The sequence below is a fragment of the Streptomyces sp. NPDC060031 genome, from assembly GCF_042736805.1.
GTDB lineage: Bacteria > Actinomycetota > Actinomycetes > Streptomycetales > Streptomycetaceae > Streptomyces.
On sequence record NZ_JBHWVM010000011.1, the window covers coordinates 20,737 to 45,738 of the forward strand.

The following is a 25,002-nucleotide window of genomic DNA, read 5'->3' on the forward strand; positions in this document are numbered from 1 at the left end:
GGTCGGCTCCCGGCCCTGACACCCTGGGAGCATGCGCGTACTCATCGTCACCGCCGGCTCGTGGGGCGACGTCGCCCCGTACACCGGGCTCGGGCGGCGCCTCGGCGCCGCGGGGCACGAGGTGTCCCTCGCCACCCACGCCCGTTTCGAGGCCGCCGTCACCGCCCAGGGGCTGGGTTTCCGCCTGCTGCCGCTGGACCCGCGCGCCGAGCTCGCCTCCCCGGCCGGCCAGGGCCTGGCCCGGGCTGGGGGCGGCCCCGCCGAGGTGGTGCGGGCCGTGCGGATGTTCCGCAGGTTCATACCCCCGCTGGCGGCCGGAATGGCCGACGCGGTGCGCGCGGGAACCGACGTCCTGCTCGCCTCCCCCCTCGCCGAGCCGCTGTGCGTCCCGCTCGCCGAGGCGTACGGCATGCCCTGCATCGGCGCCCACCTCCAACCCCTCGCCCCCACCCGCGCCTTCGCGCCGCCCGTCGCCGGGACCCGGTCCTTCGGCCCGTACGGGAACCGGCTCGCCGCCCGCGCGGTGCTGACCGGCATGGACCTGATGTTCGCCCCGTCCGCGGCCGCCCTCCGCCGCGAACTGGGCCTGCCGGCCAGGCGGACGGGCCCCGCACTCTCGCCGGCCCGGACCGTCCACCACGGCTTCAGCCCGTACGTCGTCCCGCGCCCCGCCGACTGGCCGCCCGGGCACCGGGTCGGCGGGTACTGGTGGCCCGAGCGGCCGCCCGGCTGGCGGCCCGAGCCGCGGCTGCTGGACTTCCTCGCCGCCGGTCCGCCGCCCGTCTTCGCGGGCTTCGGCAGTTTCGTCGCCGGCTCCGGGGCGGACGCCGAACGGCTCGGCGGACTCGTCGCCGCCGCCCTGCGCAAGGCCGGGGTCCGGGGGATCGTGCAGTCCGGCTGGAGCGGGCTCCGTGCCGAGGGGGACGACCTCATCACCGTCGGCGAGGTCCCGCACGACTGGCTCTTCCCGCGCACCGCCGCCGTCATCCACCACGCGGGCGCCGGCACCACCGCGGCCGGACTGCGGGCCGGGGTGCCGGCCGTACCCGTACCCGTCCAGCTCGACCAGCACTTCTGGGCCGCGCGGCTGACGGCGCTCGGCGTGGCCCCGGGGGCGCTGCGCTACCAGCGGCTGACCGTCGACCGGCTCGCCACGGCGGTCCGGGCGGCCGTCACCGAACCGGCGCTGCGCACCCGCGCGCGGCGCGTCGCGGCGGAACTGGCCCGCGAGGACGGCGCGGCCCCGCTGCTCGCGGATCTCGCCGCACTGGGCTGAAGCGGGCCGGCCCGGCGCGCCCCGCGCGGCCGGCGCCGGTCGCGCTGAGCCCCGTACGCCCCGTACGCCCCGTCCGCCGTAGGGACTGACCCGAACGCCTCCCTCGTCCGGGGGACGGTCGGGCGCCCGGGCCACCTCCCGGCACCGCCGACGGGCAGGCTTTCGAGCATGCGACAGCAGTACGACACGTCAGCGCCCCCGGCGGCCTTCTCGGTGGCCGACGCCTTCATGCTCCGTACCGCCCTGGACGCCCTCGGCGGGGTACGCGGCCTCGACACCCTCGACGTGGCCTGCGGACACGGCTCCACCGCACGGCTGCTGGCCAGCGGCGGCGCCCGCCGGACCGTGGGCGTCGACAGCTGCCCCGAACGGATCAGGCGGGCGCGGGCGCACGAGACGGGGGAGACGGGGGAGGCCGGGGCCGTCGAGTACCACGTGGCCGACGCGGCCGGGATGCCCCAGCTCGGGCCGTTCGACCTGGCCACCGCCGTGTACCTGTTCAACCAGGCGCACGACCGGGTCGCCCTGCACGCGATGTTCCGGGCCGTCCGCGCCAACCTCCGCCCCGGCGCGCGGCTGCTGGCGATCGTGCCGAACCCGGGCGCCTTCCCGCACGTGGACTGGTCCCCGTACGGGATCCGCATCGTCGAGCGCACCCCGGGCGGGGACGCGCCGCTGCTCCGGGCCCGGCTGGAGACCGACCCGCCGGTGGCGTTCGAGTGCCGCGAATGGGCCCACGCCGACTTCGCGGAGGCCGCCGTCGACGCAGGCTTCGCGACGGTCGCCTGGCAGCCCACCCGCACCCCGCCGGCCTGCGAGATCCGCGACGAGCCGTACTGGGCGCGCTACCGCAGCGCGCCGGTCAGCTCGTTGATGAACTGCGTGGCCTGACGCGACCGGCCCTCAGGCGTCCGCCGTGGCGCGGACCAGCTCCACGATGCGCTCGCGTGCTGCCCGGCCCTCCGGGACGGGCAGCAGCGGGTACACGTGCGGGAGCCCCGGCTCCTCGTGGAACTCCACCTCGGCCCCGGCCGCGCGCGCCCGGCGCAGCAGCTCACGGCTGTCGGTGACCAGGACGTCCCGGCTGCCCGCGAACACCGTCAGCGGGGCCAGGCCGGCGAAGGACCCGTGCAGCGGGCTCACCCGGGGGTCGTCGGCGGCCAGGTTCCCGGCGTAGAGCCGCCCGGCCTCGCGCAGCCCCGGCCGGGCCAGCATCGGGTCGGCCGCCTCGATCGCCGCCTGGTCGGGATGGCTCATGGTCACGTCCAGCCACGGCGAGATCAGGATGATCCGGGAGGGTTGCGCCCCCGTGCGGTCGCGCAGCCGCTGGGCCGCGGCCAGGGCGAGCCCGGCTCCCGCGGAGTCCCCGATGAGCACCGTGCCGCCCGCGCCGCCGCTCGCGATCAGCCCGCTCAGCAGGTCGGCCGCGACGGGGACCGTCCGGTCGGCGGTCCCGCGCGGGGCCAGTATGTACGCCGGTACGACGACCCGTGCGCCGGCCTCGGTCACCAGGGTCCGGACCATCGACCAGTGCGGCCGGACCAGCTCGTTGATGTAGCCGCCGCCGTGCACGTACAGCACCTGGGCCGTCGGCTCGGCGCCGCGCGGCGAGGCGTCGTACACGGGCCAGGCCCCGACGAAGGTCCGCGAGACCTCCGCGACCCGGCCCAGCGAGCGCGGTGGCAGGTGGGACGCCGGCCGGCGGGCCGCTTCGGCCACCCGGGTCCTCACCGCTTCGGCGCTCGCGAGCCGTCTTCGCCGACCCGCCGCGATCAGCGCGACCGACAGCGCTCTGCTGCGCAGACTCGGCACGCCCCCACCTCCCCAGTTCCGGCCCAGGCCCCTGCCCCGGGCGCCTGTCCGTCACCTGAGGAGCATAGGCGTGAAGCTGGCCTGTGGACCCGCTTAAGAAATCCTCGATGGACTGATCACCTCCGGGTCGGCAGATTGGTGACCGTCCGCACGTCACCGGGGCCGTCGCGCCCGCGGTGCTCCCTTCCGCATGCCTGGAGCCACCCCCATGAAGGCACTCGTCAAGCACAAGGCAGAGCCCGGCCTGTGGCTCATGGACGTCCCCGAGCCCGAGTACGGCGCCGGCGATGTGCTGATCAAGGTGCTGCGCACCGGCATCTGCGGAACGGACCTGCACATCCGCGCCTGGGACGGCTGGGCGCAGGGCGCGGTCAAGACCCCGCTCGTGCTCGGCCACGAGTTCGTCGGCGAGGTGGCGGCGCTCGGCGCGGACGTGCGCGGCATCGAGGTCGGCGCGCTGGTCAGCGGCGAGGGCCACCTGGTGTGCGGGACGTGCCGCAACTGCCTGGCCGGCCGCCGCCACCTGTGCCGCAGCACGGTCGGGCTCGGCGTCGGGCGCGACGGCGCCTTCGCCGAGTACGTCGTCCTGCCCGCGCAGAACGTCTGGGTGCACCGGACCGCCGTCGACCTGGACGTCGCGGCGATCTTCGACCCGTTCGGCAACGCCGTGCACACCGCGCTGTCCTTCCCGCTCGTCAACGAGGACGTGCTGATCACCGGCGCGGGGCCGATCGGGATCATGGCGGCGGCCGTGGCCAGGCACGCGGGGGCGCGCAACGTCGTCATCACCGACGTCAGCCCCGAGCGGCTGGAGATCGCCCGCAAGGCGGGCGCCACGCTGGCGGTGAACGTCGCCGAGTCCTCGATCGCCGAGGCGCAGGCGCAGCTGGGGCTGCGCGAGGGCTTCGACATCGGCCTGGAGATGTCCGGCCGCGCCGAGGCCATGCGCGACATGATCGACAACATGACGCACGGCGGCCGGATCGCGATGCTGGGCCTGCCGGCGCAGGAGTTCCCCGTCGACTGGGCGAAGGTCGTCACCTCGATGATCACCATCAAGGGCATCTACGGCCGCGAGATGTTCGAGACCTGGTACGCGATGACGGTGCTCCTGGAGGGCGGGCTCGACCTCAGCCCGGTCATCACCGGCCGCTACTCGCACCGCGACTTCGAGGCCGCCTTCGACGAGGCGTCGACCGCCCGCAGCGGCAAGATCATCCTGGACTGGACGGCGTAACCCGCCGCCCGACCCCACAGACCATCTCCCTCCGGCCGGGCCCCGCAGACCCTCCCCCCTCCGCGGGGCCCGGCCCCCTCCCGACCACCTCCGCCCCGCCGGACGGCCCACCGCACAAGGAGAACCGCACATGTTCGAGACCGTCCGCGAGGACCTCCGTACCACCCTCGACGAGATCCGCGCCGCCGGCCTGCACAAGCCCGAGCGCGTCATCGGCACCCCGCAGAACGCCGCCGTCGCCGTCACCGCGGGCGGCGCCCCCGGCGAGGTCCTCAACTTCTGCGCCAACAATTACCTCGGCCTCGCCGACCACCCCGAGGTCGTCGCGGCCGCGAAGGACGCCCTGGACCGCTGGGGCTACGGCATGGCCTCGGTCCGCTTCATCTGCGGCACGCAGGAGGTGCACAAGGAGCTGGAGGCGCGGCTGTCGGCCTTCCTCGGCCAGGAGGACACGATCCTCTACTCCTCCTGCTTCGACGCCAACGGCGGAGTCTTCGAGACCCTGCTCGGCGCCGAGGACGCGGTGATCTCCGACGCCCTCAACCACGCCTCGATCATCGACGGCATCCGTCTCTCCAAGGCCCGCCGCTTCCGCTACGCCAACCGCGACATGGCGGAGCTGGAGACCCGGCTCAAGGAGGCCACCGAGGGCGGCGCCCGCCGCAAGCTGATCGTCACCGACGGCGTGTTCTCCATGGACGGCTACGTCGCCCCGCTCGCCGAGATCTGCGACCTGGCCGAGCGCTACGACGCCATGGTCATGGTCGACGACTCGCACGCCGTCGGCTTCGTAGGCCCCGGCGGCCGCGGCACCCCCGAACTGCACGGCGTCATGGACCGCGTCGACATCATCACCGGCACCCTCGGCAAGGCCCTGGGCGGCGCCTCCGGCGGCTACGTCGCGGCGCGCACCGAGATCGTGGAGCTGCTGCGCCAGCGCTCGCGCCCGTACCTCTTCTCGAACTCCCTCGCCCCGGTGATCGCGGCCGCCTCGCTGAAGGTCCTCGACCTGCTGGAGTCGGCCGGCAACCTGCGCGAGCAGCTCGCCGCCAACACCTCGCTCTTCCGTACGAAGATGACCGAGGCCGGCTTCGAGATCCTGCCCGGCGACCACGCCATCGCCCCCGTGATGATCGGCGACGCGGCGGAGGCGGCCAAGATGGCCGAGCTGCTGCTGGAGCGCGGCGTCTACGTGATCGGCTTCTCCTACCCGGTGGTGCCGATGGGCGCGGCCCGGATCCGCGTACAGCTCTCCGCGGCCCACTCCACGGCGGACGTGGAGCGCGCGGTGGCCGCGTTCGTGGACGCCCGCGCGGCTCTCTGAGCTGCTCGGGGCTGACATCATGGGGGTGTGATCGACCCCCGCCGGCTGCGCATCCTGCGGGCCGTGGCGGATCACCGTACGGTGACCGCCGCGGCCGCAGCCCTGTACCTGACCCCGTCCGCCGTCTCCCAGCAGCTCGCCGCGCTGGAACAGGAGACGGGGCACGTGCTGTTGACCCGCAGCGGCCGCGGTGTCCGGCTCACCGCGGCCGGGGAGATCCTCCTCGGCCACACCCACGAGGTACTGGCCCAGCTGGAGCGCGCCGAGGCCGAGCTCGCCGCCTACGCGGGCGGCTCGGCGGGCGAGGTCACGGTGGCCGCCTTCGCCACCGGCATCGCGGAGGTGCTGGCACCCGCGATCGCCCGGCTCGCCCACGACCACCCCGGGATCCGGCTGCGCGTACGGGACGCGGAGGGCGACCAGAGCCTGCCGCTGCTGCTGGACGGGGAGGCGGACCTCGCGCTGGCGGTGGAGTACCGGGGCGCGCCGGGCGCGGACGACGGCCGGCTGTCGGTGCTCCCGCTGTACGCGGAACCCTTCGACGCGGTGCTGCCCGTGAACCACCCGCTGGCCGGTCTGCCCGCCATCGAGCTGGCGGACCTCGCGGACGCGGACTGGGTGGCGCAGTACCCGGGCAACCCGTGCCACGACGTGATGCTGCTGGCCTGCGAACTGGCGGGGTTCAAGCCCCGGTTGGTGCACTCCTCCGATGATTTCCGGGCCGTCGTGGCGCTCGTCGGCGCGGGCGCCGGGGTCGCTCTCGTGCCCCGCTCGGCGCTGCGCGGTATGGACCTCAAGGAGGCCCTGGCCAGGCCGGTGACCGGCCCGGCGGCGACCCGGCGGGTCTTCGCGGCCACCCGGCGCGGCGCCGAGTCGCATCCGCTGATCGCCCCGGTGCTCGCGGCGCTGGCGCGCGAGGCGGACCGGCTCCCGACGTACTGACGCCGCCGGCCGCGGCCGAGCCGGTTCCTCAGACCCGCAGGACCTCCACGCCGGCCTGCTCGAAGGCCTCGGCCACCTCCGCCGACAGGCCGGTGTCGGTCACCAGGACGTCCACCGCCGAGGTCGCGCAGATCCGGGCGAAGGCGCGTACGCCGAGCTTGCTGGAGTCGGCCGCGATCACCACCCTGCGGGCCCGCTCGCACAGCAGGCGGTTCATCGCCGCCTCGTCCTCGTGGCGGGTGGCGGCCCCGTCGACCGGGTCGAAGGCGTCCACGCCGATGACCGAGGTGTCCACGGTGAGCTGGCCGAGCACCTCCTGGGCGAGCGGACCGGTCAGCTCGTAGGACTGGGGCCGGGCCACACCGCCGGTCAGCACGATCTTGAACTGCGGTCTGATCACCAGCTCGCCCGCGATGTTGAGGGCGTTCGTCACCACCGTCAGGGCGGGGGAGCCGGTGCTGAGGTCCGCCCGGGCGGCCAGGGCGCGGGCCACCTCCGTGGTCGTGGTGCCGCCGGTCAGCCCGATCACCTCGCCCGGGGTCACCAGGGCCGCCACCGCCTCGCTGATCCGCCGCTTCTCGGCGGCCCGGCGGGAGGTGCGGTAGCGCAGGGGGAGTTCGTACGAGACGCCGTGCAGCACCGCTCCGCCGCGGGTGCGGACCAGCAGTTGCTGTTCGGCGAGCTGGTCGAGGTCGCGGCGGATGGTCGCCGCGGACACGCCGAGGGTCTCGGCGGTCGGCTCCACCTCCAGCTCGCCCCGTTCCACCAGCAGGTCCAGCAGTGTCTGCCAGCGCTCCTTGCGGGTCATCGGGCCGCCCCCTTCGGTCTTCTGCCGGTCACTGCGTGACCGGTTCTGCGTGTCCCTCACCGAGATTAACTCAGACGATGACGCCGTGGATGCTTGAAGTTGCGCGAAACTGCCCGCTATCTTGCAGGAATACGCACGCAGAACGCACGCACGACGCACCCACCGCGCTAGGGAGCCGCCATGAGCCATGTCGCGTACGAGTTGGGCACACAGCCCGAATGCTGGGAACGGGCCGCCGAACTGGCCCCGGCCCGGCGGGCGGTGCTGCCGCAGCCGGGGGAGCGTACCGCGATCGTCGGGTGCGGGACCTCGTACTACATGGCCCAGGCGGCCGCCGTGCTGCGGGAGGAGTCCGGCCAGGGAGAGACCGACGCCTTCCCCGCCTCCGAGTTCCCCCGGCACCGGCGCTACGACCGGGTCGTTGCCCTGACCCGCTCGGGCACGACCACCGAGGTGCTGGACCTGCTGGCCGGCCTGCGGGACGCGGGCGTGCCCACCACCGCCGTCATCGGCGACCCCGCGACCCCGGTGATGACCCTCGCGGACGAGCTCGTCGTCCTGGACTTCGCCGACGAGCAGTCCGTCGTCCAGACCCGCTTCGCCACCACCGCCCTGACCCTGCTGCGCGCGCACCTCGGCCTGCACGGTGCGGCCGTCGTCGCCGACGCGAGGACGGCGCTGGCGGAACCGCTGCCCGAAGGGCTGGAGACCCGCGGGCAGTTCACCTTCCTCGGGCGGGGCTGGAGCGTGGGCCTCGCGAACGAGGCCGCGCTGAAGATGCGCGAGGCCGCGCTGTCCTGGGCCGAGTCCTATCCGGCGATGGAGTACCGGCACGGGCCGATCAGCGTCTCCGCCCCCGGGACGGCGACCTGGTCCCTCGGTGAGGCCCCCGAGGGGCTCGCCGAGCAGGTGCGCGGTACGGGGGCCCAGTGGGTGGCGGGCCGCCTCGACCCCCTGGCCGAGCTGGTACGGGTCCACCGGCTGGCCATCGCCGTCGCCGCCCACCAGGGGCTGGACCCGGACGCGCCGCGCAACCTCACCCGCTCGGTGATCCTCAACTCCGGTGAGGAGGCGGTCCGATGAGCCTCGTCAGTGCGGGTGACCTCGTCCTGGAGGCCGCCGCCGAGGGGCGGGCCGTCGCCGCCTTCAACATCATCACGCTGGAGCACGCCGAGGCCGTGATCGCGGGCGCCGAGTCGGTCGGGCTGCCCGTCATCCTCCAGCTCAGCGAGAACGCCGTGAAGTTCAGGAGCGGGCAGCTGCTGCCCATCTCCCGGGCGGCCGTCGCCTGCGCCGAGGCCGCCGGGGTGCCGGTCGGGCTGCACCTGGACCACGTCAAGAGCTCCGAACTGCTGAGGCAGGCCGTGGACGCCGGCTTCGGCTCGGTGATGTACGACGCCGCGCACCTCCCGTACGCCGAGAACCTGGAGGCCACCCGCTCCGCCGCGGACTGGGCGCACGCCAACGGGCTGTGGATCGAGGCCGAGTTGGGCGAGGTGGGCGGGAAGAACGGGGCCGCGCCGCTCGACCCGCACGCGCCCGGCGCCCGTACCGAGCCGGACGAGGCGCGGCGGTTCGTCACCGACTCCGGGGTCGACGCCCTCGCCGTGGCGATCGGCAGCAGCCACGCGATGACCAGCCGCACCGCCGCCCTGGACCACGCGCTGCTCGCGCGGCTGGCCAAGACCGTGGACGCGCCGCTGGTGCTGCACGGCTCCTCGGGCCTGCCGGACGCGGAGCTCGCGGCGGCCGTCGCGGGCGGCATCCGCAAGGTCAACATCGGCACCGCGTTGAACGTGGCCATGACCGAAGCCATCCGCGAGCACCTCACCCTGGCCGATCCGCGGCCGTACCTGACGGCTGCCCGCGCGGCGATGGCGGCCACGGCCGCGGCGATGATCACCGCGCTGAACTGACGGTCCGTTCGGCCGCCGACCCTTCCGGATTCTTGTAACAGGTTCTAGTCTGCCCTCCGTCACCACAGCGACCGGCTGGACCGCGAGACTTCCGGAGGGGCCGTGCACCTCGAATACACGCCTGGGCAGCAGCAGTTGCGCACCGAGCTGCGTGCCTACTTCGCCGAGCTGGTGCCGCGGGACGTCTACGCCCGGTACGAGGGCCCGGCCGCGCAGAAGCGGTTCTACCGGGAGACCATCCGCCGGCTCGGCGCCGACGGCTGGCTCGGCGTCGGCTGGCCGAAGGAGTACGGCGGGCGCGGGATGTCGCCCATGGACCAGTTCATCTTCTTCGACGAGGCCGCGCAGGCCGTCGTACCGCTGCCGCTGATGGCGCTCAACACCGTCGGGCCGACCATCATGCAGTTCGGCACCGACGAGCAGAAGGCGTACTTCCTCCCCAAGATCCTCGCCGGGGAGATCGACTTCGCCATCGGCTACAGCGAGCCCGACGCGGGCACCGACCTCGCCGCGCTCAAGTGCAAGGCGGTGCGCGAGGGCGACGAGGAGAGCGGCACCTACGTCGTCAACGGACAGAAGATCTGGACCACCAACGGCGACACCGCCGACTGGGTCTGGCTCGCCGTCCGCACCGACCCGGACGCACCCGCGCACAAGGGCATCACGATGCTGCTCGTGCCGACCAGCGACCCCGGCTACTCCTGCACCCTCATCAACACCCTCGCCTCGCACGACACGACGGCCAGCTACTACGAGAACATCCGCGTCCCCGCGAACCGCAGGGTCGGCCAGGAGAACAAGGGCTGGCGCCTGATCACCAACCAGCTCAACCACGAGCGCGTCACCCTCGCGGCCCACGGCACCATGGCCATCCGCGCCCTGCACGACGTCCAGCGGTGGGCCGCCGAGACCAAGCTCGCCGACGGGCGGCGCGTCATCGACCTCTCCTGGGTCCGCGGCCGCCTCGCCCGCACCCACGCCCGGCTCGACGCCATGAAGCTGCTCAACTGGCAGATGGTCAATGCCGTCCAGGGCGGCACCCTCACCCCCCAGGACGCCTCCGCGGTCAAGGTGTACGGCTCCGAGGCGCGCCGGGACGCGTACGCCTGGCTGATGGAGGTGGTCGGCGCGGCCGGGGCCCTCAAGGACGGCTCCGCCGGCGCGGTCCTGCACGGCGAACTGGAGCGCGGCTACCGCAGCGCCGTCATCTTCACCTTCGGCGGCGGCAACAACGAGATCCAGCGGGAGATCATCTCGTGGATCGGCCTCGGCATGCCCCGGGTCCGCCGCTGAAACCGTGTGACTCACAACGTTAGTTGGCCGAGCGGGCTGACTGGTGCGACACCGTCGAGTCAACCACCGGCCTCGACGTCAACGAAAGGAATCGTGCCGCAGCCAGCCTAGTCATCATGCGTACTGTCCGTGGGAATCCGCAACCCGCTGCCTCGACGACGCCGGAGTCATCAAGGTCCGCAACCAGATCATGGACGGCCGGGGCAGGGTCGATGACTCGGTCTCGCGAGGCGATCGCATCGACGATTTCGGCTTGGACCGCTTTGGCGCTGTCGTCCGCCACGGCTCCGCGGTCGGACCCATCTGGAGGCGGGCGCTGTCGCGGAGCACGATCTCGGCGAGACGTGCGGTGGCGGCGCTGGTCAGGACCGGGCCGCGGAAGCCGTGTCGGACCAGGCGCGGCAGGTAGCCGCAGTGGTCCAGGTGGGCGTGGGTGACGACGACGGCGTGGATGTCCGAGGCATCACAGGGCAGCTTGTCCCAGTTGCGACGGCGCAGGTCCGCGACACCCTGGAAGAGTCCGCAGTCGACGAGGATCCGGGCGTGGTCGCTCTCGACCAGGAACTTGCTGCCGGTGACCGTCCGCACTCCGCCGAGGAACCTCAGCAGGGCCGGGCGGGCGGAAGCAGGAGACGGGGCTGACCGGGACACGGCAGCTGCCCTCCTTTTGGAACGGATGCCGGTCTCCACCATCGCACCGGAACGCCCTGTCCGCTGGGTACCGACCGGTCCCGGGTAGGGGCCGACCGGCCCAAGCGGGAGGAAGGGACACAGGCACAGCCTGACGGTGACCCCCTCCCGCACAGCACACAGAGAGAAGGCCGCGCCATGAAGGCACTCGTCTTCCACGGGCCCGGACAGACCTCCTGGCAGGACGTCCCGGACCCCTCCGTCAAGGACGCCGCCGACGCGATCGTCCGGGTCGACGCCGTCACGATCTGCGGCACCGATCTGCACATCATCAAGGGCGACGTCCCCGAAGTGACACCCGGACGGATCCTCGGACACGAGGCCGTCGGGACCGTCGTCGAGACGGGCGGCGACGTCCGCAGCGTCCGCCCCGGTGACCGCGTCCTGATCTCCTGCATCTCCGCGTGCGGCCGCTGCCGCTTCTGCCGTGAAGGGCACTACGGCCAGTGCCGTGGAGGCGGGGGCTGGGTCCTGGGCCACACGATCGACGGCACGCAGGCCGAATACGTACGCGTCCCCTTCGCCGACCTCTCCGTCTACCCGCTCCCCAGCGCCTTGGCCAGCCACGACGCGGTACTTCTCGCCGACATCTTCCCGACCTCCTACGAGGTCGGCGTGCTCAACGGCAACGTGCGCCCAGGTGACACGGTCGTCGTCGTCGGTGCCGGACCCATCGGCCTGGCCGCAATCGCCACAGCACAGCTCTACAGCCCCGGGCGGATCATCGCCGTCGATCTCGCCGCGTCCCGGCTCGCTGCCGCGCGCGACCTCGGCGCCGACGCCACCGTGAGCGCGGACGAAGAGCCCGAACGGCTCGTGGAGGACCTCACCGACGGGCTTGGCGCGGACGTGGTCATCGAGGCCGTCGGTGTGCCCGAGGCGTTCGAGATGTGCACCCGCATGGTCCGCCCGGGTGGCCGGGTCGCCAACATCGGCGTCCACGGCAAGCCCGCAGTCCTCCACCTCGAAGACCTCTGGATCAAGGACGTCACCATTACCACCGGCCTCGTCGACACCCACTCCACCCCCATGCTGCTGCGCATGATGGCCGCCGGTCGCCTCCCCGGCACCGCGATGGTCACCCACCGCTTCGAGTTGGACCAGATGGAAGAGGCGTACGACGTCTTCTCCCGCGCCGGTGAAACCGGAGCCCTCAAGGTCGTGCTCGGCGGACCGCAGCACGACACGGTCGCCGTACCGACCCAGGAGCAGTGACTGCTGTGAAGAGCACGCCGAGCACCCACCCGGAGCCGTCCGGCGAGATGACCGGACGCACCGACCTGGGCCGCCGTCTGGCGGCCCGCCGTGAAGCCCTTGGCCTGAGCCGTGACGAACTTGGCCGGCAGTGCGGCGCCGACGGCACGTACATCGCCTACCTCGAGGAGCACGCCGCCAGTCCTGCCATCGGCACCCTCGTCCGGGTGGCCGACGCCCTCGGCCTCACCGTCGACGACCTGACCGGCGCCAGCGCCCACCGCGTCGCGGGCCGCGCCACCGCCCGGCGCGACAGTGCGCTCGTACCGCTGGACGAGACCGAGTGCCGACGGCTGCTGAACACGCACGGCGTGGGCCGCATCGCCATCTTCACTCCCGAAGGCCCGGCCGTCCTCCCCGTGAACTACTTCGTAGCAGGAACCGACATCGCCTTCCGCACATCCGTGGAAGCCGTCACGGCCAGAGCGGCAGGTACCGAGGTCGCCTTCGAGATCGACAACATCGATGACGTCACGGCCACTGGTTGGAGCGTGCTGGCCGTCGGTGAACTGGCAGCCGTCACGGACCCGCACGAACTTCGCCACCTCAACACCACGGCCCGCTCCCAGCCCTGGGCCGGCGGCCCGCGCACCCACTGGATGAAGCTCACTCCCGCCCGGATCACCGGCCGTCGCGTGGTGCACGACTCATGAAAGAACTACGCGCGGTCGTCTTCGACACCGATGGAGCGCTCCTCGCCACGGCGGACCGCCACGCGGCCGCCTGGAAGGAGACCTTCGACGGCTGCCTCCCCGAGTGGCAACCTTCGCACTCCGGTGCGCGACCGCGCCCGTTCGACGCCGTCCGCGAATACCGGGACCTGGTCGACGGCAAAGGCCCGCCTGGACGGCGTACGCGCCTTCCTCAGTGCCCGTCACATCGACCTCCCGCCCGGAACGCGTCTCCCACCGCCTGTACGTGCCGTTCCATCGTGACGTGATCAGCCAGTTCCACGGCTACGGGGACCTCGCCGAGCTCGACTGGGACGGCTACCGTGCCCGCTACCACGACATCCGGCGCCTGGACCGCATCCTGGAAGCCGAAGGCGACACACCCAACCGCTACCAGGCGTCCAAGCAGGCCGACACCCTCATGCTCGGCTACCTCTTCCGCCCCACGGAACTCGAACAACTGTTCCTTCGGCTCGGGCGCCGCCTCGAAGCCGACCTCTGGCGCAGGACGGTGGACCACTACCTGCGGCGCACCTGCCACGGCTCGTCGCTCTTGGGCCCGGTGCCCCTTGTCCTGCCCGGCGACCGGCGCGAACGTATTTCCGCAGGCCAGGAGCGCTGGTTCCGCCTCCATGAGGGCTGACACGGCAGCCACCGGATGCCCGCGTGGCGGCGCGTTCGCGAAGCGCACACTGTGGATGTATCAGCCGTTTGGAAGGGTGAACGGAATGGACAGGCAGCATGAGGCTCCGCGGATCGTGGTGGGTGTCGACGGATCGCCCTCGTCCCAGGCCGCGCTGCGCTGGGCGGTCCGGTACGCAGGGCTGGTGAGCGGGCGAGTGGAGGCGGTCGCGGCGTGGGACCTGCCCGGTGCCGCGTCGTGGTCGGCTCCGGCGGTCGACGCCACGTTCGATCAGGAGGAGGCCGAGCGACGTCTGGTCGAGGAGGTCCGCACGGTCCTCGGTGAGGACGGTGCCTCCTCCGTGCACCAGCGCCTGGTGCGCGGCAATCCGGTCGATGTCCTGGTGGATGCGGCAGAGGGTGCGGACATGCTGGTCGTGGGCAGCCGCGGTCGCGGCGGCTTCAGCCGAGCCCTGCTCGGTTCGGTGAGCCAGCAGGCGGCGCTCCATGCGCCGTGCCCGATCACCATCGTCCGGGCGGCGTGATCTCGCCTCGGGCGCGCTTGGCGTATGGGCAGTGGGCCGCGGCTTCAGGCGTCGACGGGGCCTCCTGAGGCCGGCGCGCACAGCGTCGGCCGTGACCACGGGTGGCGGCCTTACAGCGAGGGCTACCGGGAGGGCTTCGCCCTCGAATGCCAAGCCCTTCGCCGGGTGCGCGGCGAGATGGCCTGACCAACGTCATCGGTCATGATCCTGTTCTGTCGCACCCTGGAAGAGGCCGACAAGGTCCTCGACGTGATGGCCGAGATCCCCGGTCCAGGTCCTTGGGACGCCCCGTAGGCCTGTGCGGGCCCGGCGACGACCCGGCGTACGCCGCCTTCCTCGTCCGTGCCGGGATCGACTCGGTCTCCGTCGCCCCTGACAGCTTCGCCGCCGTCAAGCAGCACGGGGCCGCCGCCGAGGAGCGGCACTACGGCGAGGACCGACATCAGCCCCGCACCACGGAATCAAGGAGCACCCGCCATGAGCACCAAGCGAGCTTCGAACTCGTCTTCACCGCAGCGCTCGTGTACGCGCCGCCGCTCCAGAACCTCTCCGGCACGGCCGCCCTCCCGCTGGACGTCGTCCTCCTCATCTCGGCCTTCCCATCGCTGGTCTGGGCAAGCGACGAGGTCCGACGCCGGGCCCGACGCCGCCACCACCACTCCTGACCCACCGGAGGAACACCATGTCGCACACGACCGAATGGAAGACCCACCTCTACCTCTTCGAGGAAGAACACGCGACCAAGGTCCGCGTCGAACTCGACACCGGAACCACCCGCCTCACGGGCCACGGCACCGCGCGCTGCAACCCCACGGACAAGGACGTGCCCGAGATCGGCGACGAACTCGCGGCCGCCCGGGCGCTCGAGGACCTGGCGATGCAGCTCAAGCGCACCGCCTACACCGACATGGCAGCAGCAGGGACCGCACCGCAGCACGCCCCCCTCATGGCCTACGACCTTGGGTAAGCGGGCAGGTCTCCAGCAGCAGGCTCAGACTGGACCCATGAGTGACGGGCCGGCGATCGAGCTGACCGGACTGACCAAGAGGTACGGGCCGGTGATGGGAGTCGACCGCCTGAGTCTCACCGTGCGACCAGGAGAGGTGTTCGGCTTCCTCGGGCCGAACGGCGCGGGAAAGACGACCACGCTGCGGTGCCTGACCGGGCTGCTCCGGCCGACCGAGGGACGCGTGAGAGTACTCGGGCTGGACCCGATCGCAGATCACCGCCGGGTGGCCCCACAGCTGGGGTACCTGCCGGGTGAACTGCGCCTGTACCCGGAACTCTCCGGAGCGGAAACGCTCGATCTGCTGTCGGCGTTGCAGGGAGCTCTGGTGCCCCGCCGCGGCGAGCTGTGCGACCGGCTGGGGCTGACGCCCGCGATCCTCGCCCGCCCCGTCGGGGCGTACTCGCGGGGCATGAAACAGAAGCTCGGGCTGGTGCAGGCGATGCAGCACGATCCGCACCTGGTGGTGCTCGACGAACCGACCGAGGGACTTGACCCGTTGGTTCAGGAGACCTTCTTCGCGCTGCTGGACGAGGCGGCCGCCGCCGGACGTACGGTCCTGCTCTCCAGCCACATCCTGCCGGAGGTGCAGCGCACGTGCGGGCGGGTGGCGATCATCCGGGACGGGCAGCTGGTGACGGTCCAGAGCGTGGCCGGCCTGCGCGAGGCCCGTGCCAGGCGGATCAGGCTGTCCTTCGCGGACGGGCAGGGGGTACGGCCACTGGGCGACGCGGAGCGCTGGGACCCGCGCTGGCAGGGGGACCGGGTGGAGCTGCTCGTACCGCCGGTCGAGGTGGTGGGCGCCCTGCGTACCCTGCTCGGCCTGCCGGTGGCCGACGTCACGGTGGAGGAGGCCGGGCTGGACGAGGCCTTCATGGACCTGTACCGCGACGGCTCCGTGCGGGAGGAGCCGTGAGACGGCGGTGGCCGCTGTTGTGGCTGGCCCTGTACCGGCGGCGCCGGATGCTGGCCGCCCTGCTCGTCGGGATGGTCGTGTTCGAGGCGCTCATCGTGGTGGTCGCCCACGCGATTCCTCCCGAGCAGCTCTTCTCCGCGGGCGGGAAGGGACCGCCCTCGGCCTACCGGGCGTTCAGCGGGTCCAGCGGCGACGTGTCGATCGCCAGCTACCCCGGTCTGCTGGGTGCCGGTCTCACCCACCCGTTCTGGATCGCCATGCAGCTCACCGCGATCGGTTCGCTGGCCGCGGCCGCCGTGGCGGCGGACGTGGAATCCGGGACGGTGGAACTGGTCATGGTGCGTCCCGTCAGCCGTACCCGGCTGCTGGCCGAGCGGACCGCCGCACTGGTGCTCGCGGCGCTGGCCCTGAACGTGGCAGCGACCCTCACGGTCGCGGTGGGGGTGGCGCTGTCACCGGACATCCACCGTGCGGTGCCGCTCGGCGGGGTGTTCGCCGCCGGGGTCATGGGTCTCGGCTTCGCTCTGTGCCTGATCGGGCCGGCGATGGCCGTGTCGGCTGCAGGGCGGCGGCGGGCCCAGGTGGTCGGCGCGACCATCGCGATCGGGGCCGTGGGGTTCGCCGTCAACTTCATCGCTCTGGCCTGGTCGCCTGCAACCTCGCTGAGGTTCCTCAGCCCGTTCCATTACTACGCCCCGGGTGACGCCCTGGCCGAAGGCGGCGTGCTCTGGCCCCAGCTCGGGATTCTTGTCGGAACGGGAGTGCTGGGCATCCTGCTGGCTCATCTGCTGCTCCAGCGCCGAGACCTCGCGCCCTGAGCGGAGTCGCCCTTGAGCATCTCGCGTGTTCCGCCGGCTTCTACTCCCGGATTTCCAGGACCTCGGTCAACGGACGGCGGGGCGTGTCGGGGCCTGCGGGGCCGCAGCCGAGGCGGAAGACCATCTGCACGTGTCCCATGGCGGCGACCGGGTCGCGCAGCGTCCACCGCAGCTCCGGCCATTCCAGGGGATGGGACGTCATCGAGGTGGCAAGGCCGTCAGCGGTGGCTTGCAGAAGGACCGGAAGCCTTGGGGCCGAATACGGCGGCGGGAATGCCGTCGCGACGTGTACCTGTAGCGCTGTGCGTGGGGGAGGTCCAGGCCGTGGTCTCCGCCTGGGCGAGCGGATCGATCTCCTCGCGGTGTTCTGCGTCCCGTACCAGCCCGAGCACGGTGTCGATGTGCCAGGTGTCCGGGACCGTGAGCCGGCAGCCCTCCACGTGGGCCGCGGCCCACAGACCGTCCAGCACTACGGTCGGCACCGGCTCCTCGCTGAAACCCAGTCCTCTGCGTGGACGAGTTCCAGCGTCGCGCCGCGCAGTTCGGCTTCGTTGGCGGCCCAGTCGGCTGCGGCGCTGTCGGCGCCCGATGCGTCCAGACCTACCGTGATCCGGTTCGACATGGTGTTCCTCCTGGGTCGGATGGCCCTGCTTTCAGGCTCTTCCGCTTGCGGGGCCTCGGGGAAGGACCGAGCGGCCCAACCCGGGGCCGATCGGCCCTCATTGCCCGCTCAGCTCCGTTCGGCCTCGGCGCAGGTGAGTCTGTTGTCGACATCGACGACCCCGTCGACGCTCTGGCAGAGACGCACCACCACGGGCAGCAGTCCGGGCTGCGGCACGGTGCCGCTGAGCGTCACCAGGCCGTCGTCGACCTCGACGGTGACGGCCGAAGGAGCGAGGTGGAGTGTCCGGGTGAGGACGTCTTCGAGGATCTCTTCCTGTATTGCATGGTCGCGGCGGAGGAAGAGCTGGATCAGATCGCTGCGGCTGAGGATGCCGACAACGCGGCCTTCCTCGTCGACGACCGGCAGCCGCTTGATCTGGTGCCGCTGCATGACCCGGGCCGCGCGGACCACGCTCCACTCGGGTCGGGCTGTGACAGCCGGGCTCGTCATCAGCTCCTCGGCTGTTGCCGCACCACCGGCGGGCCGCCGGCGGAGAAGGTCGGCTTCGGAGACGACGCCGACCGGGTGCCCGGTTTCGTCGATCACGGGCATGGCGGTGATGTCGAACTCCTTCAGGAGCAGGGCGATCTCCTTGAAAGCGGTCGTGCGCCGGACGGTGACGGCGGTGCGCGTCATCAGGTCCGCGACGCTGCGGTGCCTCATGGCGGTCGTGCCCTCATGCCGAGACGGGGACGGTGAAATCCGCCTTGACGTCGATGACGCCCGGTACGGTGCCGGCAGCGCGTACGACGACGTCTTCCATCGCGGGGTCCGGCAGCGATCCGTCGAGGTAGGCGATGCCGTTGGCGACGTGGACGCGCACTTCGGCGTAACCGTGCGGGATCAGCTGGTACATGATCAGTTCGCGGATCTCGGCGCCGATGTCCTCGTCCGGGCGCAGGAAGACCTTGAGCAGGTCGCCGCGGCTGACGACGCCGACGAGGCGGCCGTCGCCGTCGACCACGGGAAGGCGCTTGAGGTGCCCGCGGGCCATCAACCGCGCCGCGGTGGGGATGGTGGCGTCCTTCGTGACGGTCGTGGCCGGGCGGGTCATCAGCTGCTCGGCGGTGGTGTCGTGAGCTGTGTCGGGGCTCTGGGGCTTGAGCAGCACGTCGGCTTCGGAGACGACGCCGACCACCTGTCCGTCCTGGGCACGGACGGGGAGCGCGCTGACGTTCCACATCCGCAGTGCTTCCACGATGTCCTTGAACGCGGTTGCCCGGTCGATGGAGATCACGGCGTGTGTCATGACGTCATTGACGGTACGCAGGTGCTTCATGGTCTTCCTCCTCGATGGGGCGGCCGGTACTCGTGATGGTGTGAAGGGCGACTGGTCCGTGGGTAGGGCCGTCCGGGGCTTTGAGGCGGTCCGGCCACAGGTACCGCTCCTTCAGTCGTGGGCGATGACGGCCACGGGAGCCGCTGCGTGGTGCAGGACCGAGTGGGCGACCGCGCCCAGGTGCGCGCCGAGGGGGGAGCGGCGCACATGGCGTCCCACGACGACGAGTCCCGCTCCTTGCGAGGCCCGGACGAGATGCTCGCCCGCGGATCCCATGAACACGTTGTGGCTGACGTTTACGTTGGGGAACTTGTGCCGCCATGGCAGCAGCATGTCGTCCACCATATGTGTGACGCTCGTGCCGATGTCCCTTTCGTTGTCCGGGTCGAAGAAGGGGACGTAGCTGTAGGCGGGCGGCATCTTCCAGCCGTGCACGGCCCGCAATGTGCAGTCGCGCCGGGCCGCCTCTTCGAAGGCGAAGGTGAGCACCCGGTCGCACGCTTCGTGGATGTCGACGCCTACGACGATCTCGGCGCCGGAGCCGGTGCCCGGGCCGTCCGGGTCGTCGGCGACGCGAACGAGGACGACCGGGGTGTCGGTCGCGACCACGGTCGACATCGCCACCGAGCCGACGATGAAACCGACCAGGCCACCCAGACCGCGCGATCCCAGGACCAGCAGCCCGGCGTCGGCGGCCTCGGCCGCGAGGGCGGCGGCCGGCCGTGCGGTCAGGCAGCGGGTCGTGATCTCCAGGCGCGGGTGGCGCCCGTGCAGCTCCTGCGCGGCTTCGGCCAGGGCCTGGTCCGCCCAGCGGTCCACGTCCTGGCGGCCCAAGCCCGGGAACACCGGGTCCAGGGGCCAGTCAACGGCGTGCACGAGCCGTAGCGGTACCTGCCGCAGGACGGCCTCGTGCGCGGCCCAGCGTGCTGCTGCCCGGCTCTCCGGGGAGCCGTCGACGCCGACGGTCACGTGGTTCTTCATGCCTGCGGTTCCTTTCGTGCAGTCCGGCGCTCATCACCACGGCATCGTGTGCCGGGCGTGGTCGGCATGAGTGGTGGTCGTGTCGTCGGTGCGGGCAGTGACGTGCGATGCCACGGCGACGACCCCGTCCAGTTGTTCGACGAGGCTGAGAAGTGCAGGGAGCTGACTCCGGCGCTCCGTATGGCCGTCCAGGGTGACGATGCCATCCACCACGTGGACGTCGACGTCACCGGCCGGCACACCGAGCACCTCCGTGAGGACCTCGTCGCTGACACGCCGGCGTATCTCGGAGTCCGGACGCAGAAACATGCGAAGCAGGTCCCGGCGGGTGGCGATGCCGACCAGCCGGTCCTCCACGTCCACGACGGGGAGGCGTTCGATACCCCGGCGGGTCATCAGCCGGGCGGCGTCAGCCACTGTCTCTTCGGCATGGACGGTGACCGCGGGCGCGGACATGACCTCGCCCGCAGTAGGAGGCCCAGCCGCTGTGCCACTCTGCTCAGAGGGATGAGGGCCCGACACCGTGTGGGCCAGCAGGTCCGTCTGCGAGACGACGCCCACGACGCGGTCCTCGTCATCCAGGACAGGGACTCCGGAGATGTCGTACTGGGCGAGGAGCTTCGCGACATCCTTGAAGCCGGTGCCCGGAGCCACGGAGACGACCTCGTCGGTCATCAGGTCCGCCACCTTGATGCGCTTCATGAGGCCCTCCTGCTCCGCCGTTTCACGCGAGGCTGATGTCCCGTGTGGGGGTGTGCCCCCCACCATCCGCCCGCGATTGCCGCTGATCGAGGGCCGAACGGTCCAGTCCAGGGGCCCGCAAGGGCCCGGAGTGCCGGGCCGCGACGATGGGGACCTTTGGTCCCGTCGTCGGTCCCGGGCGGCCCTCTTCCAGAAGCGCCGACGGTGCCAGCGTGAGTGGTGTCCCTCATCGGCTTCTCGGTTGGGAGGAATCGTGGAAAGCACATTCCGCACCCCGGACACCAGCTCGGTCACCGTCGGTGTGGACGGCTCGGAGTCGGCGCGCGTAGCTGCCCTGTGGGCGGCCAAGGAGGCCGTACGCCGTGACCGTCCCCTGCACATCGTCTACGGCGCCGACACCGACGGCAGGGCCTTGTACCTGTCGGCGGAGACCATCGAACGGGTCCGCGTCAGCGGCCGGGCGCTTCTGGACGACACGGCGAAGGCCGTGTCGGCCGAGTACCCCGGGTTGAACGTGACCACCGAATTCAGCCGCGCGGGCGCCGTCGACAGCCTGCACCGGGCCGGCGGACTGCACGGCACGGTCGTGGTGGGCAACCGTGGCCTGGGCGGGTTCAACTCCCTCATGCTCGGCTCGGTCGGGCTGGGAACCGCGGCCATCGCCATGACCCCCCTCATCGTCGTCCGAGGCATCGACGGGACCGAGGAGACCGGCACCGTCCTCGCAGCGGTCCGCGACGAACACGACCTCCTGATCGCCCGGTACGCCGCCCGGGAAGCCGAGCTGCACAAGGCCTCCCTGCGGCTGCTGCACGTGTGGAACGTGCTCCAGTCCGTCGGCGAGGTGGTCAGCATGCTCGACGGCGTCGACGAGATCGCCGGCGGGCACGCAGAGAGCTTGCGGGCCGTCACGGACGCGATCCGCGGCGAGTTCCCCGACCTGGAGGTGCAGGCCGATGCGGAGAAGAGCATCTCCGTGGCCGGCGTCCTGGTCGAGGCGTCCCGACATGCCGACCTGCTCGTCATGGGCGGCCGCCGGGTCCCGGGGCCCCTCGGACTCGTCCCCAACCTGGGCAAGGCCACACACAGCCTGCTGCACCACGCCCACTGCCCCATCCTCCTCATCCCCCGGACCGGCAGCGACTTCGGGAGCCGGTCATGACCAGCCACCCGGCAGGACGCCGTGACATCGTCGTGGGCATCGACCCGGAGAGGGACTGGCACCTTTCCCTGGCCTGGGCCGCCGACGAGGCACAACGGCGCAGGCTCCCGCTGCGTCTGGTGCTCGCGGTACCGCCCCAGCACGGCACCCATCACGTCGATGACACCCCCGGCCGGACGGCCCTGCGGCAGGCCGGATCCGACAGACTCGAACAAGCGTGCAACTGGGTGCGTGACCGCCACCCCGAGGTGAGCGTCAGCGGTGATCTGCTCGGCGGCTTCCCCGTCCCCGTCCTGGGCGGCGCGGCGCGAGAAGCCCGCATGATCGTCCTCGGCTCCCGGCACCTGAGCCGCACCGCCGAGTTCTTCAGCGCCGGCTCGCTCGTGGTCCCCATCACCGCCCAGGCCCATGGCCCGGTCGTCGTCGTGGGCGACGCCGAGCACATCAGCCAGCAGCCGCCCTACGTCGTCGCCGGCATCGACGGCAGCGCGTCCGCCACTGCCGCGCTGGACTTCGCCTTCGACGAGGCCGACCTTCGGGGGGCGGCACTGCGGGCCGTCTGCGTGTGGCAGCCGCCGCTCGTCATGCCCGACGACGAAGAGGTGGCGCTGCACGCCCAGCGCACCCTGCTCTCCGAGGCCACCGCCGGCCTGTCCGAGAAGTACCCGGACGTGCACGTGACGCACGAGGTCCTCACCGGCCACCCCGTCGAGGAACTGGCCGGGGCCGCCGAGCACGCCCTGGCCGTCGTCGTGGGCCGCCGCGGCCGCGGCGGCTACACCGGCATGCGGATCGGATCCGTCGTCCACGGCCTCCTGCACCGTGCGCACTGCCCGGTGATCACCGTCCCCACCGAGTGAGTCCGCCATGACCAGCCGCGCGATCGACACGCCTGTCGGCTCCCCGGCCCCGGCGGGGCTGACGCAGGCCGAAGCCGCACGCCGACCGGCCCGGTACGGGCGCAACGAGGTGGCACCTCCGCGACCCATGCCCCCTCCACCGTCGGGTGCTGGCGCAGCTGCGTGCTCCGCTGATCACGGTGCTGTTCGGTGCCGCACTCCTGACCCTCGCGATCGGTGACCACCCGGACGCCGCTCCCGCTCTGCAGTCGCTGCTGGACACCCAGCCGGTGGGCTGGGCCGGCACAGGGCTCGCCAGCGCGGCAGCAGTCGTTGCCCTGCACCATGAGGACGACACCCCGCCGTACGACACCTGCACGACGAAACCGGTACGCCGCGGAACGAGGAGCGGCCGTACGGGGCAATGGCCCGCTGAGTGGGAAGGCCGGGCCCTTTGGCCGGAGATACCGTGGAAGCGATGGCCATCTCGCCATCGCTACCAGCCGGAGGCGGGCATGAGCGCAGGCGGGCAGCCCACCCGGAGCGGTGTTCCCCGACTGCGGCTGGACGAACTGCTGGATGAGCTGCAGGCGCGGATCGACGAGGTCAGGGGCACCCGGGACCGGCTGAACGGTCTGCTCGAGGCCGTCATGTCCGTGGGCCGGGAACTCGACCTGCCGCAGGTGCTGCGTGGCATCGTCGAGGCCGCCGTGGTGCTCGTGGACGCCGAATACGGAGCCCTCGGGGTCATCGGGAACGACAGGAAGCTGGCCGAGTTCCTTCCCGTCGGCATCAGCGACGGACTTCGCGCACAGATCGGAGACCTGCCCTCCGGCCACGGCATCCTCGGCGAGCTGATCCGCCACCCCGAACCGTTGCGGCTGTCGGAACTGTCCGAGCACCCGGCCTCGTACGGGTTCCCCGACCACCACCCGCCGATGCACTCCTTCCTCGGTGTCCCGATCCGGGTCCGCGAGGAGGTCTTCGGCAACCTCTATCTCACCGAGAAGCGCGGCGGAGTCGAGTTTGACGCCGAGGACGAAGCGGTCCTGTCCACCCTCGCCGTCGCGGCCGGCATCGCCATCGAGAACGCGCGGCTCTTCGAGGGGGTCCGGCTGCGCGAGCGCTGGCTGGAGGCCAGCTCGGACATCACCAGCGCCCTGCTCTCCGGAGCGCCCGAGGACGAGGTCCTCGAGGGCATGCTGGAGCGGGCCAAGGACATCACCGGCGCTGACATGGGCGTCTTCTACCTGCTCGGCTCCGCCGGTGAACTGCGAGGCTCCCTCGCCCTCGGGGAGGGGGCGGAGGCGCACCGTGGGATCGTCCTGCCCAGCACCCAGGGCACTCTCGCCGAGGCCGCGCTGGCCCGCGACGGCCTCGTCGCGGTCCCCGACGTGGCGACCGACGAGCGCGTCACCGTCCAACCCGAGAGGTGGACCGGCTTCGGCCCGGCCGTGGCCGTCACCGTCGGCACCAAGGAAAAGCTCAGTGGCGTCCTGATGCTCGCCCGGCGGCACGGTCGCCCCGTGTTCGCCCTCGCGGAGATCGCCGCGCTGCCGGGGTTCGCCGGCCAGGCCGCCCTCGCACTGGAGCTTGCCGACCGGCGCCGAGACGCCGAGCAGATGAGCCTGCTGGAGGATCACGACCGCATCGCCCGCGACCTGCACGACCTCGCCATCCAGCGGCTCTTCGCCACGGGCATGACCCTCCAGAGCGCCCAGCGCTTCGTCGACCACCCCGAGGCGTCCGAACGCCTCGCGCGCGCCGTGGACGACCTGGACACCACCATCAAGATCATCCGATCGACCATCTTCGGACTCCGCGAGCACGACGCCCCCGGTGAGGCATCCAAGCTGCGCTCCCGCGCCGTCCAGGCCCTGGACGAGGCGGCTGCAGTCCTCGGCTTCGCCCCTGCCCTGCGGATGGAAGGGCTGATCGACACCGACGTATCGTCGACCGTCGCCGACGAGGTCCTCGCCGTGGTGGGGGAAGCTCTCACCAACGTCGCCCGCCATGCCGAGGCCACGCGGGCGGAGGTCTCGATCGCCGCGGCCAACGGGAAGCTGACCATCACGGTGACCGACAACGGGGTCGGCTTGCCCGTAGGCGGTCGGCGCGGCGGACTGCGGAACCTGGCGGAGCGTGCCGAAAGGCTCAGCGGCCAGATGGGGATTGCGGCGCTAGGAGACGGGGAGCGTGGTACTCGCCTGGAGTGGCAGGTACCTCTGGTCCCGCCGACGCGGTGA

29 protein-coding genes and 1 pseudogene are annotated in these 25,002 nt (G+C 72.0%); 20 read left to right on the plus strand and 10 right to left on the minus strand.

Annotated elements, in window-relative coordinates; translation table 11 throughout:
* The first annotated feature begins 31 nt into the window (after nt 1-31).
* Nucleotides 32-1,276, plus strand: a complete 1,245-nt coding sequence (locus tag ACFWB8_RS06935) for a glycosyltransferase (RefSeq protein ID WP_385223441.1) — start codon at nt 32-34, stop codon at nt 1,274-1,276.
* A 168-nt stretch (nt 1,277-1,444) separates the two neighbouring features.
* Entirely contained in the window at nt 1,445-2,167 is a 723-nt protein-coding gene (locus ACFWB8_RS06940) for a class I SAM-dependent methyltransferase (RefSeq protein ID WP_385223442.1), read from the plus strand.
* Between the two features lie 12 nt (nt 2,168-2,179).
* Here ACFWB8_RS06940 and ACFWB8_RS06945 read toward each other — a convergent pair whose 3' ends face one another.
* Complete coding sequence (locus tag ACFWB8_RS06945) at nt 2,180-3,088, minus strand: alpha/beta hydrolase fold domain-containing protein (protein ID WP_385223443.1); 909 nt, start codon at nt 3,086-3,088, stop codon at nt 2,180-2,182.
* A gap of 208 nt (nt 3,089-3,296) precedes the next feature.
* Here ACFWB8_RS06945 and tdh point away from each other — a divergent pair, with 208 nt between their 5' ends.
* The 3 genes from tdh to ACFWB8_RS06960 all read left to right on the plus strand — a co-directional run bounded on the left by tdh (nt 3,297) and on the right by ACFWB8_RS06960 (nt 6,591).
* Nucleotides 3,297-4,325 (plus strand): L-threonine 3-dehydrogenase, encoded by a 1,029-nt coding sequence (gene tdh / locus ACFWB8_RS06950; RefSeq protein WP_385223444.1) that lies wholly within the window; start codon nt 3,297-3,299, stop codon nt 4,323-4,325.
* Between the two features lie 130 nt (nt 4,326-4,455).
* Nucleotides 4,456-5,649, plus strand: coding sequence for a glycine C-acetyltransferase (locus ACFWB8_RS06955; protein ID WP_385223445.1), 1,194 nt, complete (start codon nt 4,456-4,458; stop codon nt 5,647-5,649).
* A 27-nt stretch (nt 5,650-5,676) separates the two neighbouring features.
* Nucleotides 5,677-6,591 (plus strand): LysR substrate-binding domain-containing protein, encoded by a 915-nt coding sequence (locus ACFWB8_RS06960; RefSeq protein WP_385223446.1) that lies wholly within the window; start codon nt 5,677-5,679, stop codon nt 6,589-6,591.
* A 28-nt stretch (nt 6,592-6,619) separates the two neighbouring features.
* Here the strand turns inward: ACFWB8_RS06960 and ACFWB8_RS06965 are convergent, their stop codons facing one another.
* Nucleotides 6,620-7,399, minus strand: a complete 780-nt coding sequence (locus ACFWB8_RS06965) for a DeoR/GlpR family DNA-binding transcription regulator (protein WP_385223447.1) — start codon at nt 7,397-7,399, stop codon at nt 6,620-6,622.
* 180 nt (nt 7,400-7,579) lie between these two features.
* Here ACFWB8_RS06965 and ACFWB8_RS06970 point away from each other — a divergent pair, with 180 nt between their 5' ends.
* The 3 genes from ACFWB8_RS06970 (at nt 7,580) to ACFWB8_RS06980 (ending at nt 10,608) form a co-directional block, all read left to right on the plus strand.
* Nucleotides 7,580-8,482, plus strand: a complete 903-nt coding sequence (locus tag ACFWB8_RS06970; RefSeq protein WP_385223448.1) for an SIS domain-containing protein — start codon at nt 7,580-7,582, stop codon at nt 8,480-8,482.
* Nucleotides 8,479-9,315, plus strand: coding sequence for a ketose-bisphosphate aldolase (locus tag ACFWB8_RS06975; protein WP_385223449.1), 837 nt, complete (start codon nt 8,479-8,481; stop codon nt 9,313-9,315). The genes ACFWB8_RS06970 and ACFWB8_RS06975 overlap by 4 nt, the downstream gene beginning before the upstream one ends.
* Nucleotides 9,316-9,417: 102 nt before the next feature.
* Nucleotides 9,418-10,608 carry an acyl-CoA dehydrogenase family protein gene (locus ACFWB8_RS06980; RefSeq protein WP_385223450.1) on the plus strand — a complete coding sequence of 397 codons (1,191 nt, stop codon included), beginning with the start codon at nt 9,418-9,420 and terminating at the stop codon, nt 10,606-10,608.
* A 114-nt stretch (nt 10,609-10,722) separates the two neighbouring features.
* Here ACFWB8_RS06980 and ACFWB8_RS06985 read toward each other — a convergent pair whose 3' ends face one another.
* On the minus strand, nt 10,723-11,259 hold the full coding sequence (locus ACFWB8_RS06985; protein WP_385223451.1) for an MBL fold metallo-hydrolase: 537 nt from the start codon (nt 11,257-11,259) through the stop codon (nt 10,723-10,725).
* Between the two features lie 177 nt (nt 11,260-11,436).
* On the opposite strand from ACFWB8_RS06985, the gene ACFWB8_RS06990 reads away from it, so the two are divergent.
* The 8 genes and pseudogenes from ACFWB8_RS06990 (at nt 11,437) to ACFWB8_RS07025 (ending at nt 17,129) form a co-directional block, all read left to right on the plus strand.
* On the plus strand, nt 11,437-12,513 hold the full coding sequence (locus ACFWB8_RS06990; protein ID WP_385223452.1) for a zinc-dependent alcohol dehydrogenase family protein: 1,077 nt from the start codon (nt 11,437-11,439) through the stop codon (nt 12,511-12,513).
* A gap of 5 nt (nt 12,514-12,518) precedes the next feature.
* Nucleotides 12,519-13,205, plus strand: coding sequence for a helix-turn-helix domain-containing protein (locus ACFWB8_RS06995; protein ID WP_385223453.1), 687 nt, complete (start codon nt 12,519-12,521; stop codon nt 13,203-13,205).
* Nucleotides 13,206-13,446: 241 nt separating this feature from the next.
* Nucleotides 13,447-13,866 (plus strand): annotated as a pseudogene (locus tag ACFWB8_RS07000) (hypothetical protein); the annotation flags it as partial.
* Nucleotides 13,867-13,951: 85 nt separating this feature from the next.
* A complete protein-coding gene (locus ACFWB8_RS07005; RefSeq protein WP_385223454.1) occupies nt 13,952-14,389 on the plus strand; it encodes a universal stress protein in 438 nt (145 codons plus the stop codon).
* Between the two features lie 278 nt (nt 14,390-14,667).
* Nucleotides 14,668-15,054 (plus strand): hypothetical protein, encoded by a 387-nt coding sequence (locus tag ACFWB8_RS07010; RefSeq protein WP_385223455.1) that lies wholly within the window; start codon nt 14,668-14,670, stop codon nt 15,052-15,054.
* A gap of 17 nt (nt 15,055-15,071) precedes the next feature.
* Nucleotides 15,072-15,356 carry a DUF1876 domain-containing protein gene (locus ACFWB8_RS07015; protein WP_385223456.1) on the plus strand — a complete coding sequence of 95 codons (285 nt, stop codon included), beginning with the start codon at nt 15,072-15,074 and terminating at the stop codon, nt 15,354-15,356.
* A 37-nt stretch (nt 15,357-15,393) separates the two neighbouring features.
* Nucleotides 15,394-16,311, plus strand: coding sequence for an ABC transporter ATP-binding protein (locus ACFWB8_RS07020; protein WP_385223457.1), 918 nt, complete (start codon nt 15,394-15,396; stop codon nt 16,309-16,311).
* Complete coding sequence (locus tag ACFWB8_RS07025) at nt 16,308-17,129, plus strand: ABC transporter permease subunit (RefSeq protein WP_385223458.1); 822 nt, start codon at nt 16,308-16,310, stop codon at nt 17,127-17,129. The genes ACFWB8_RS07020 and ACFWB8_RS07025 overlap by 4 nt, the downstream gene beginning before the upstream one ends.
* A gap of 40 nt (nt 17,130-17,169) precedes the next feature.
* On the opposite strand, the gene ACFWB8_RS07030 is transcribed toward ACFWB8_RS07025, so the two are convergent.
* The 7 genes from ACFWB8_RS07030 to ACFWB8_RS07060 all read right to left on the minus strand — a co-directional run bounded on the left by ACFWB8_RS07030 (nt 17,170) and on the right by ACFWB8_RS07060 (nt 20,755).
* Entirely contained in the window at nt 17,170-17,331 is a 162-nt protein-coding gene (locus ACFWB8_RS07030) for a hypothetical protein (protein ID WP_385223459.1), read from the minus strand.
* Between the two features lie 16 nt (nt 17,332-17,347).
* Complete coding sequence (locus ACFWB8_RS07035) at nt 17,348-17,611, minus strand: hypothetical protein (RefSeq protein ID WP_385223460.1); 264 nt, start codon at nt 17,609-17,611, stop codon at nt 17,348-17,350.
* Nucleotides 17,599-17,751 (minus strand): universal stress protein, encoded by a 153-nt coding sequence (locus tag ACFWB8_RS07040; protein ID WP_385223461.1) that lies wholly within the window; start codon nt 17,749-17,751, stop codon nt 17,599-17,601. Before ACFWB8_RS07040 ends, ACFWB8_RS07035 begins: the two co-directional genes overlap by 13 nt.
* A 108-nt stretch (nt 17,752-17,859) precedes the next feature.
* The gene (locus ACFWB8_RS07045) at nt 17,860-18,456 is read right to left on the minus strand and encodes a CBS domain-containing protein (protein ID WP_385223462.1); all 597 of its coding nucleotides are present in this window, start codon (nt 18,454-18,456) and stop codon (nt 17,860-17,862) included.
* 13 nt (nt 18,457-18,469) lie between these two features.
* A complete protein-coding gene (locus tag ACFWB8_RS07050) occupies nt 18,470-19,072 on the minus strand; it encodes a CBS domain-containing protein (RefSeq protein WP_385223463.1) in 603 nt (200 codons plus the stop codon).
* A 111-nt stretch (nt 19,073-19,183) separates the two neighbouring features.
* Complete coding sequence (locus ACFWB8_RS07055; RefSeq protein ID WP_385223464.1) at nt 19,184-20,053, minus strand: universal stress protein; 870 nt, start codon at nt 20,051-20,053, stop codon at nt 19,184-19,186.
* Nucleotides 20,054-20,086: 33 nt separating this feature from the next.
* On the minus strand, nt 20,087-20,755 hold the full coding sequence (locus ACFWB8_RS07060; RefSeq protein ID WP_385223465.1) for a CBS domain-containing protein: 669 nt from the start codon (nt 20,753-20,755) through the stop codon (nt 20,087-20,089).
* A gap of 253 nt (nt 20,756-21,008) precedes the next feature.
* Here ACFWB8_RS07060 and ACFWB8_RS07065 point away from each other — a divergent pair, with 253 nt between their 5' ends.
* From ACFWB8_RS07065 to ACFWB8_RS07080, 4 genes are all read left to right on the plus strand, one after another.
* Nucleotides 21,009-21,917 (plus strand): universal stress protein, encoded by a 909-nt coding sequence (locus tag ACFWB8_RS07065; RefSeq protein WP_385223466.1) that lies wholly within the window; start codon nt 21,009-21,011, stop codon nt 21,915-21,917.
* The gene (locus ACFWB8_RS07070) at nt 21,914-22,777 is read left to right on the plus strand and encodes a universal stress protein (protein WP_385223467.1); all 864 of its coding nucleotides are present in this window, start codon (nt 21,914-21,916) and stop codon (nt 22,775-22,777) included. The genes ACFWB8_RS07065 and ACFWB8_RS07070 overlap by 4 nt, the downstream gene beginning before the upstream one ends.
* A 7-nt stretch (nt 22,778-22,784) precedes the next feature.
* Nucleotides 22,785-22,997, plus strand: a complete 213-nt coding sequence (locus tag ACFWB8_RS07075; protein WP_385223468.1) for a cation-transporting P-type ATPase — start codon at nt 22,785-22,787, stop codon at nt 22,995-22,997.
* Nucleotides 22,998-23,271: 274 nt separating this feature from the next.
* Nucleotides 23,272-25,002: a GAF domain-containing protein gene (locus ACFWB8_RS07080; protein WP_385223469.1), complete on the plus strand. Its 1,731-nt coding sequence runs from the start codon at nt 23,272-23,274 to the stop codon at nt 25,000-25,002.

Bases quoted from the DNA above. Each gene is read 5' to 3' on its own strand.
- ACFWB8_RS06935 (WP_385223441.1), top strand. From the start codon at position 32: ATGCGCGTACTCATCGTCACCGCCGGCTCGTGGGGCGACGTCGCCCCG.
- ACFWB8_RS06940 (WP_385223442.1), top strand. From the start codon at position 1,445: ATGCGACAGCAGTACGACACGTCAGCGCCCCCGGCGGCCTTCTCGGTG.
- tdh (WP_385223444.1), top strand. From the start codon at position 3,297: ATGAAGGCACTCGTCAAGCACAAGGCAGAGCCCGGCCTGTGGCTCATG.
- ACFWB8_RS06955 (WP_385223445.1), top strand. From the start codon at position 4,456: ATGTTCGAGACCGTCCGCGAGGACCTCCGTACCACCCTCGACGAGATC.
- ACFWB8_RS06965 (WP_385223447.1), bottom strand. From the start codon at position 7,399: ATGACCCGCAAGGAGCGCTGGCAGACACTGCTGGACCTGCTGGTGGAA.
- ACFWB8_RS06970 (WP_385223448.1), top strand. From the start codon at position 7,580: ATGAGCCATGTCGCGTACGAGTTGGGCACACAGCCCGAATGCTGGGAA.
- ACFWB8_RS06975 (WP_385223449.1), top strand. From the start codon at position 8,479: ATGAGCCTCGTCAGTGCGGGTGACCTCGTCCTGGAGGCCGCCGCCGAG.
- ACFWB8_RS06990 (WP_385223452.1), top strand. From the start codon at position 11,437: ATGAAGGCACTCGTCTTCCACGGGCCCGGACAGACCTCCTGGCAGGAC.
- ACFWB8_RS07005 (WP_385223454.1), top strand. From the start codon at position 13,952: ATGGACAGGCAGCATGAGGCTCCGCGGATCGTGGTGGGTGTCGACGGA.
- ACFWB8_RS07015 (WP_385223456.1), top strand. From the start codon at position 15,072: ATGTCGCACACGACCGAATGGAAGACCCACCTCTACCTCTTCGAGGAA.
- ACFWB8_RS07020 (WP_385223457.1), top strand. From the start codon at position 15,394: ATGAGTGACGGGCCGGCGATCGAGCTGACCGGACTGACCAAGAGGTAC.
- ACFWB8_RS07030 (WP_385223459.1), bottom strand. From the start codon at position 17,331: ATGACGTCCCATCCCCTGGAATGGCCGGAGCTGCGGTGGACGCTGCGC.
- ACFWB8_RS07040 (WP_385223461.1), bottom strand. From the start codon at position 17,751: ATGTCGAACCGGATCACGGTAGGTCTGGACGCATCGGGCGCCGACAGC.
- ACFWB8_RS07045 (WP_385223462.1), bottom strand. From the start codon at position 18,456: ATGAGGCACCGCAGCGTCGCGGACCTGATGACGCGCACCGCCGTCACC.
- ACFWB8_RS07050 (WP_385223463.1), bottom strand. From the start codon at position 19,072: ATGAAGCACCTGCGTACCGTCAATGACGTCATGACACACGCCGTGATC.
- ACFWB8_RS07055 (WP_385223464.1), bottom strand. From the start codon at position 20,053: ATGAAGAACCACGTGACCGTCGGCGTCGACGGCTCCCCGGAGAGCCGG.
- ACFWB8_RS07060 (WP_385223465.1), bottom strand. From the start codon at position 20,755: ATGAAGCGCATCAAGGTGGCGGACCTGATGACCGACGAGGTCGTCTCC.
- ACFWB8_RS07070 (WP_385223467.1), top strand. From the start codon at position 21,914: ATGACCAGCCACCCGGCAGGACGCCGTGACATCGTCGTGGGCATCGAC.
- ACFWB8_RS07075 (WP_385223468.1), top strand. From the start codon at position 22,785: ATGACCAGCCGCGCGATCGACACGCCTGTCGGCTCCCCGGCCCCGGCG.
- ACFWB8_RS07080 (WP_385223469.1), top strand. From the start codon at position 23,272: ATGAGCGCAGGCGGGCAGCCCACCCGGAGCGGTGTTCCCCGACTGCGG.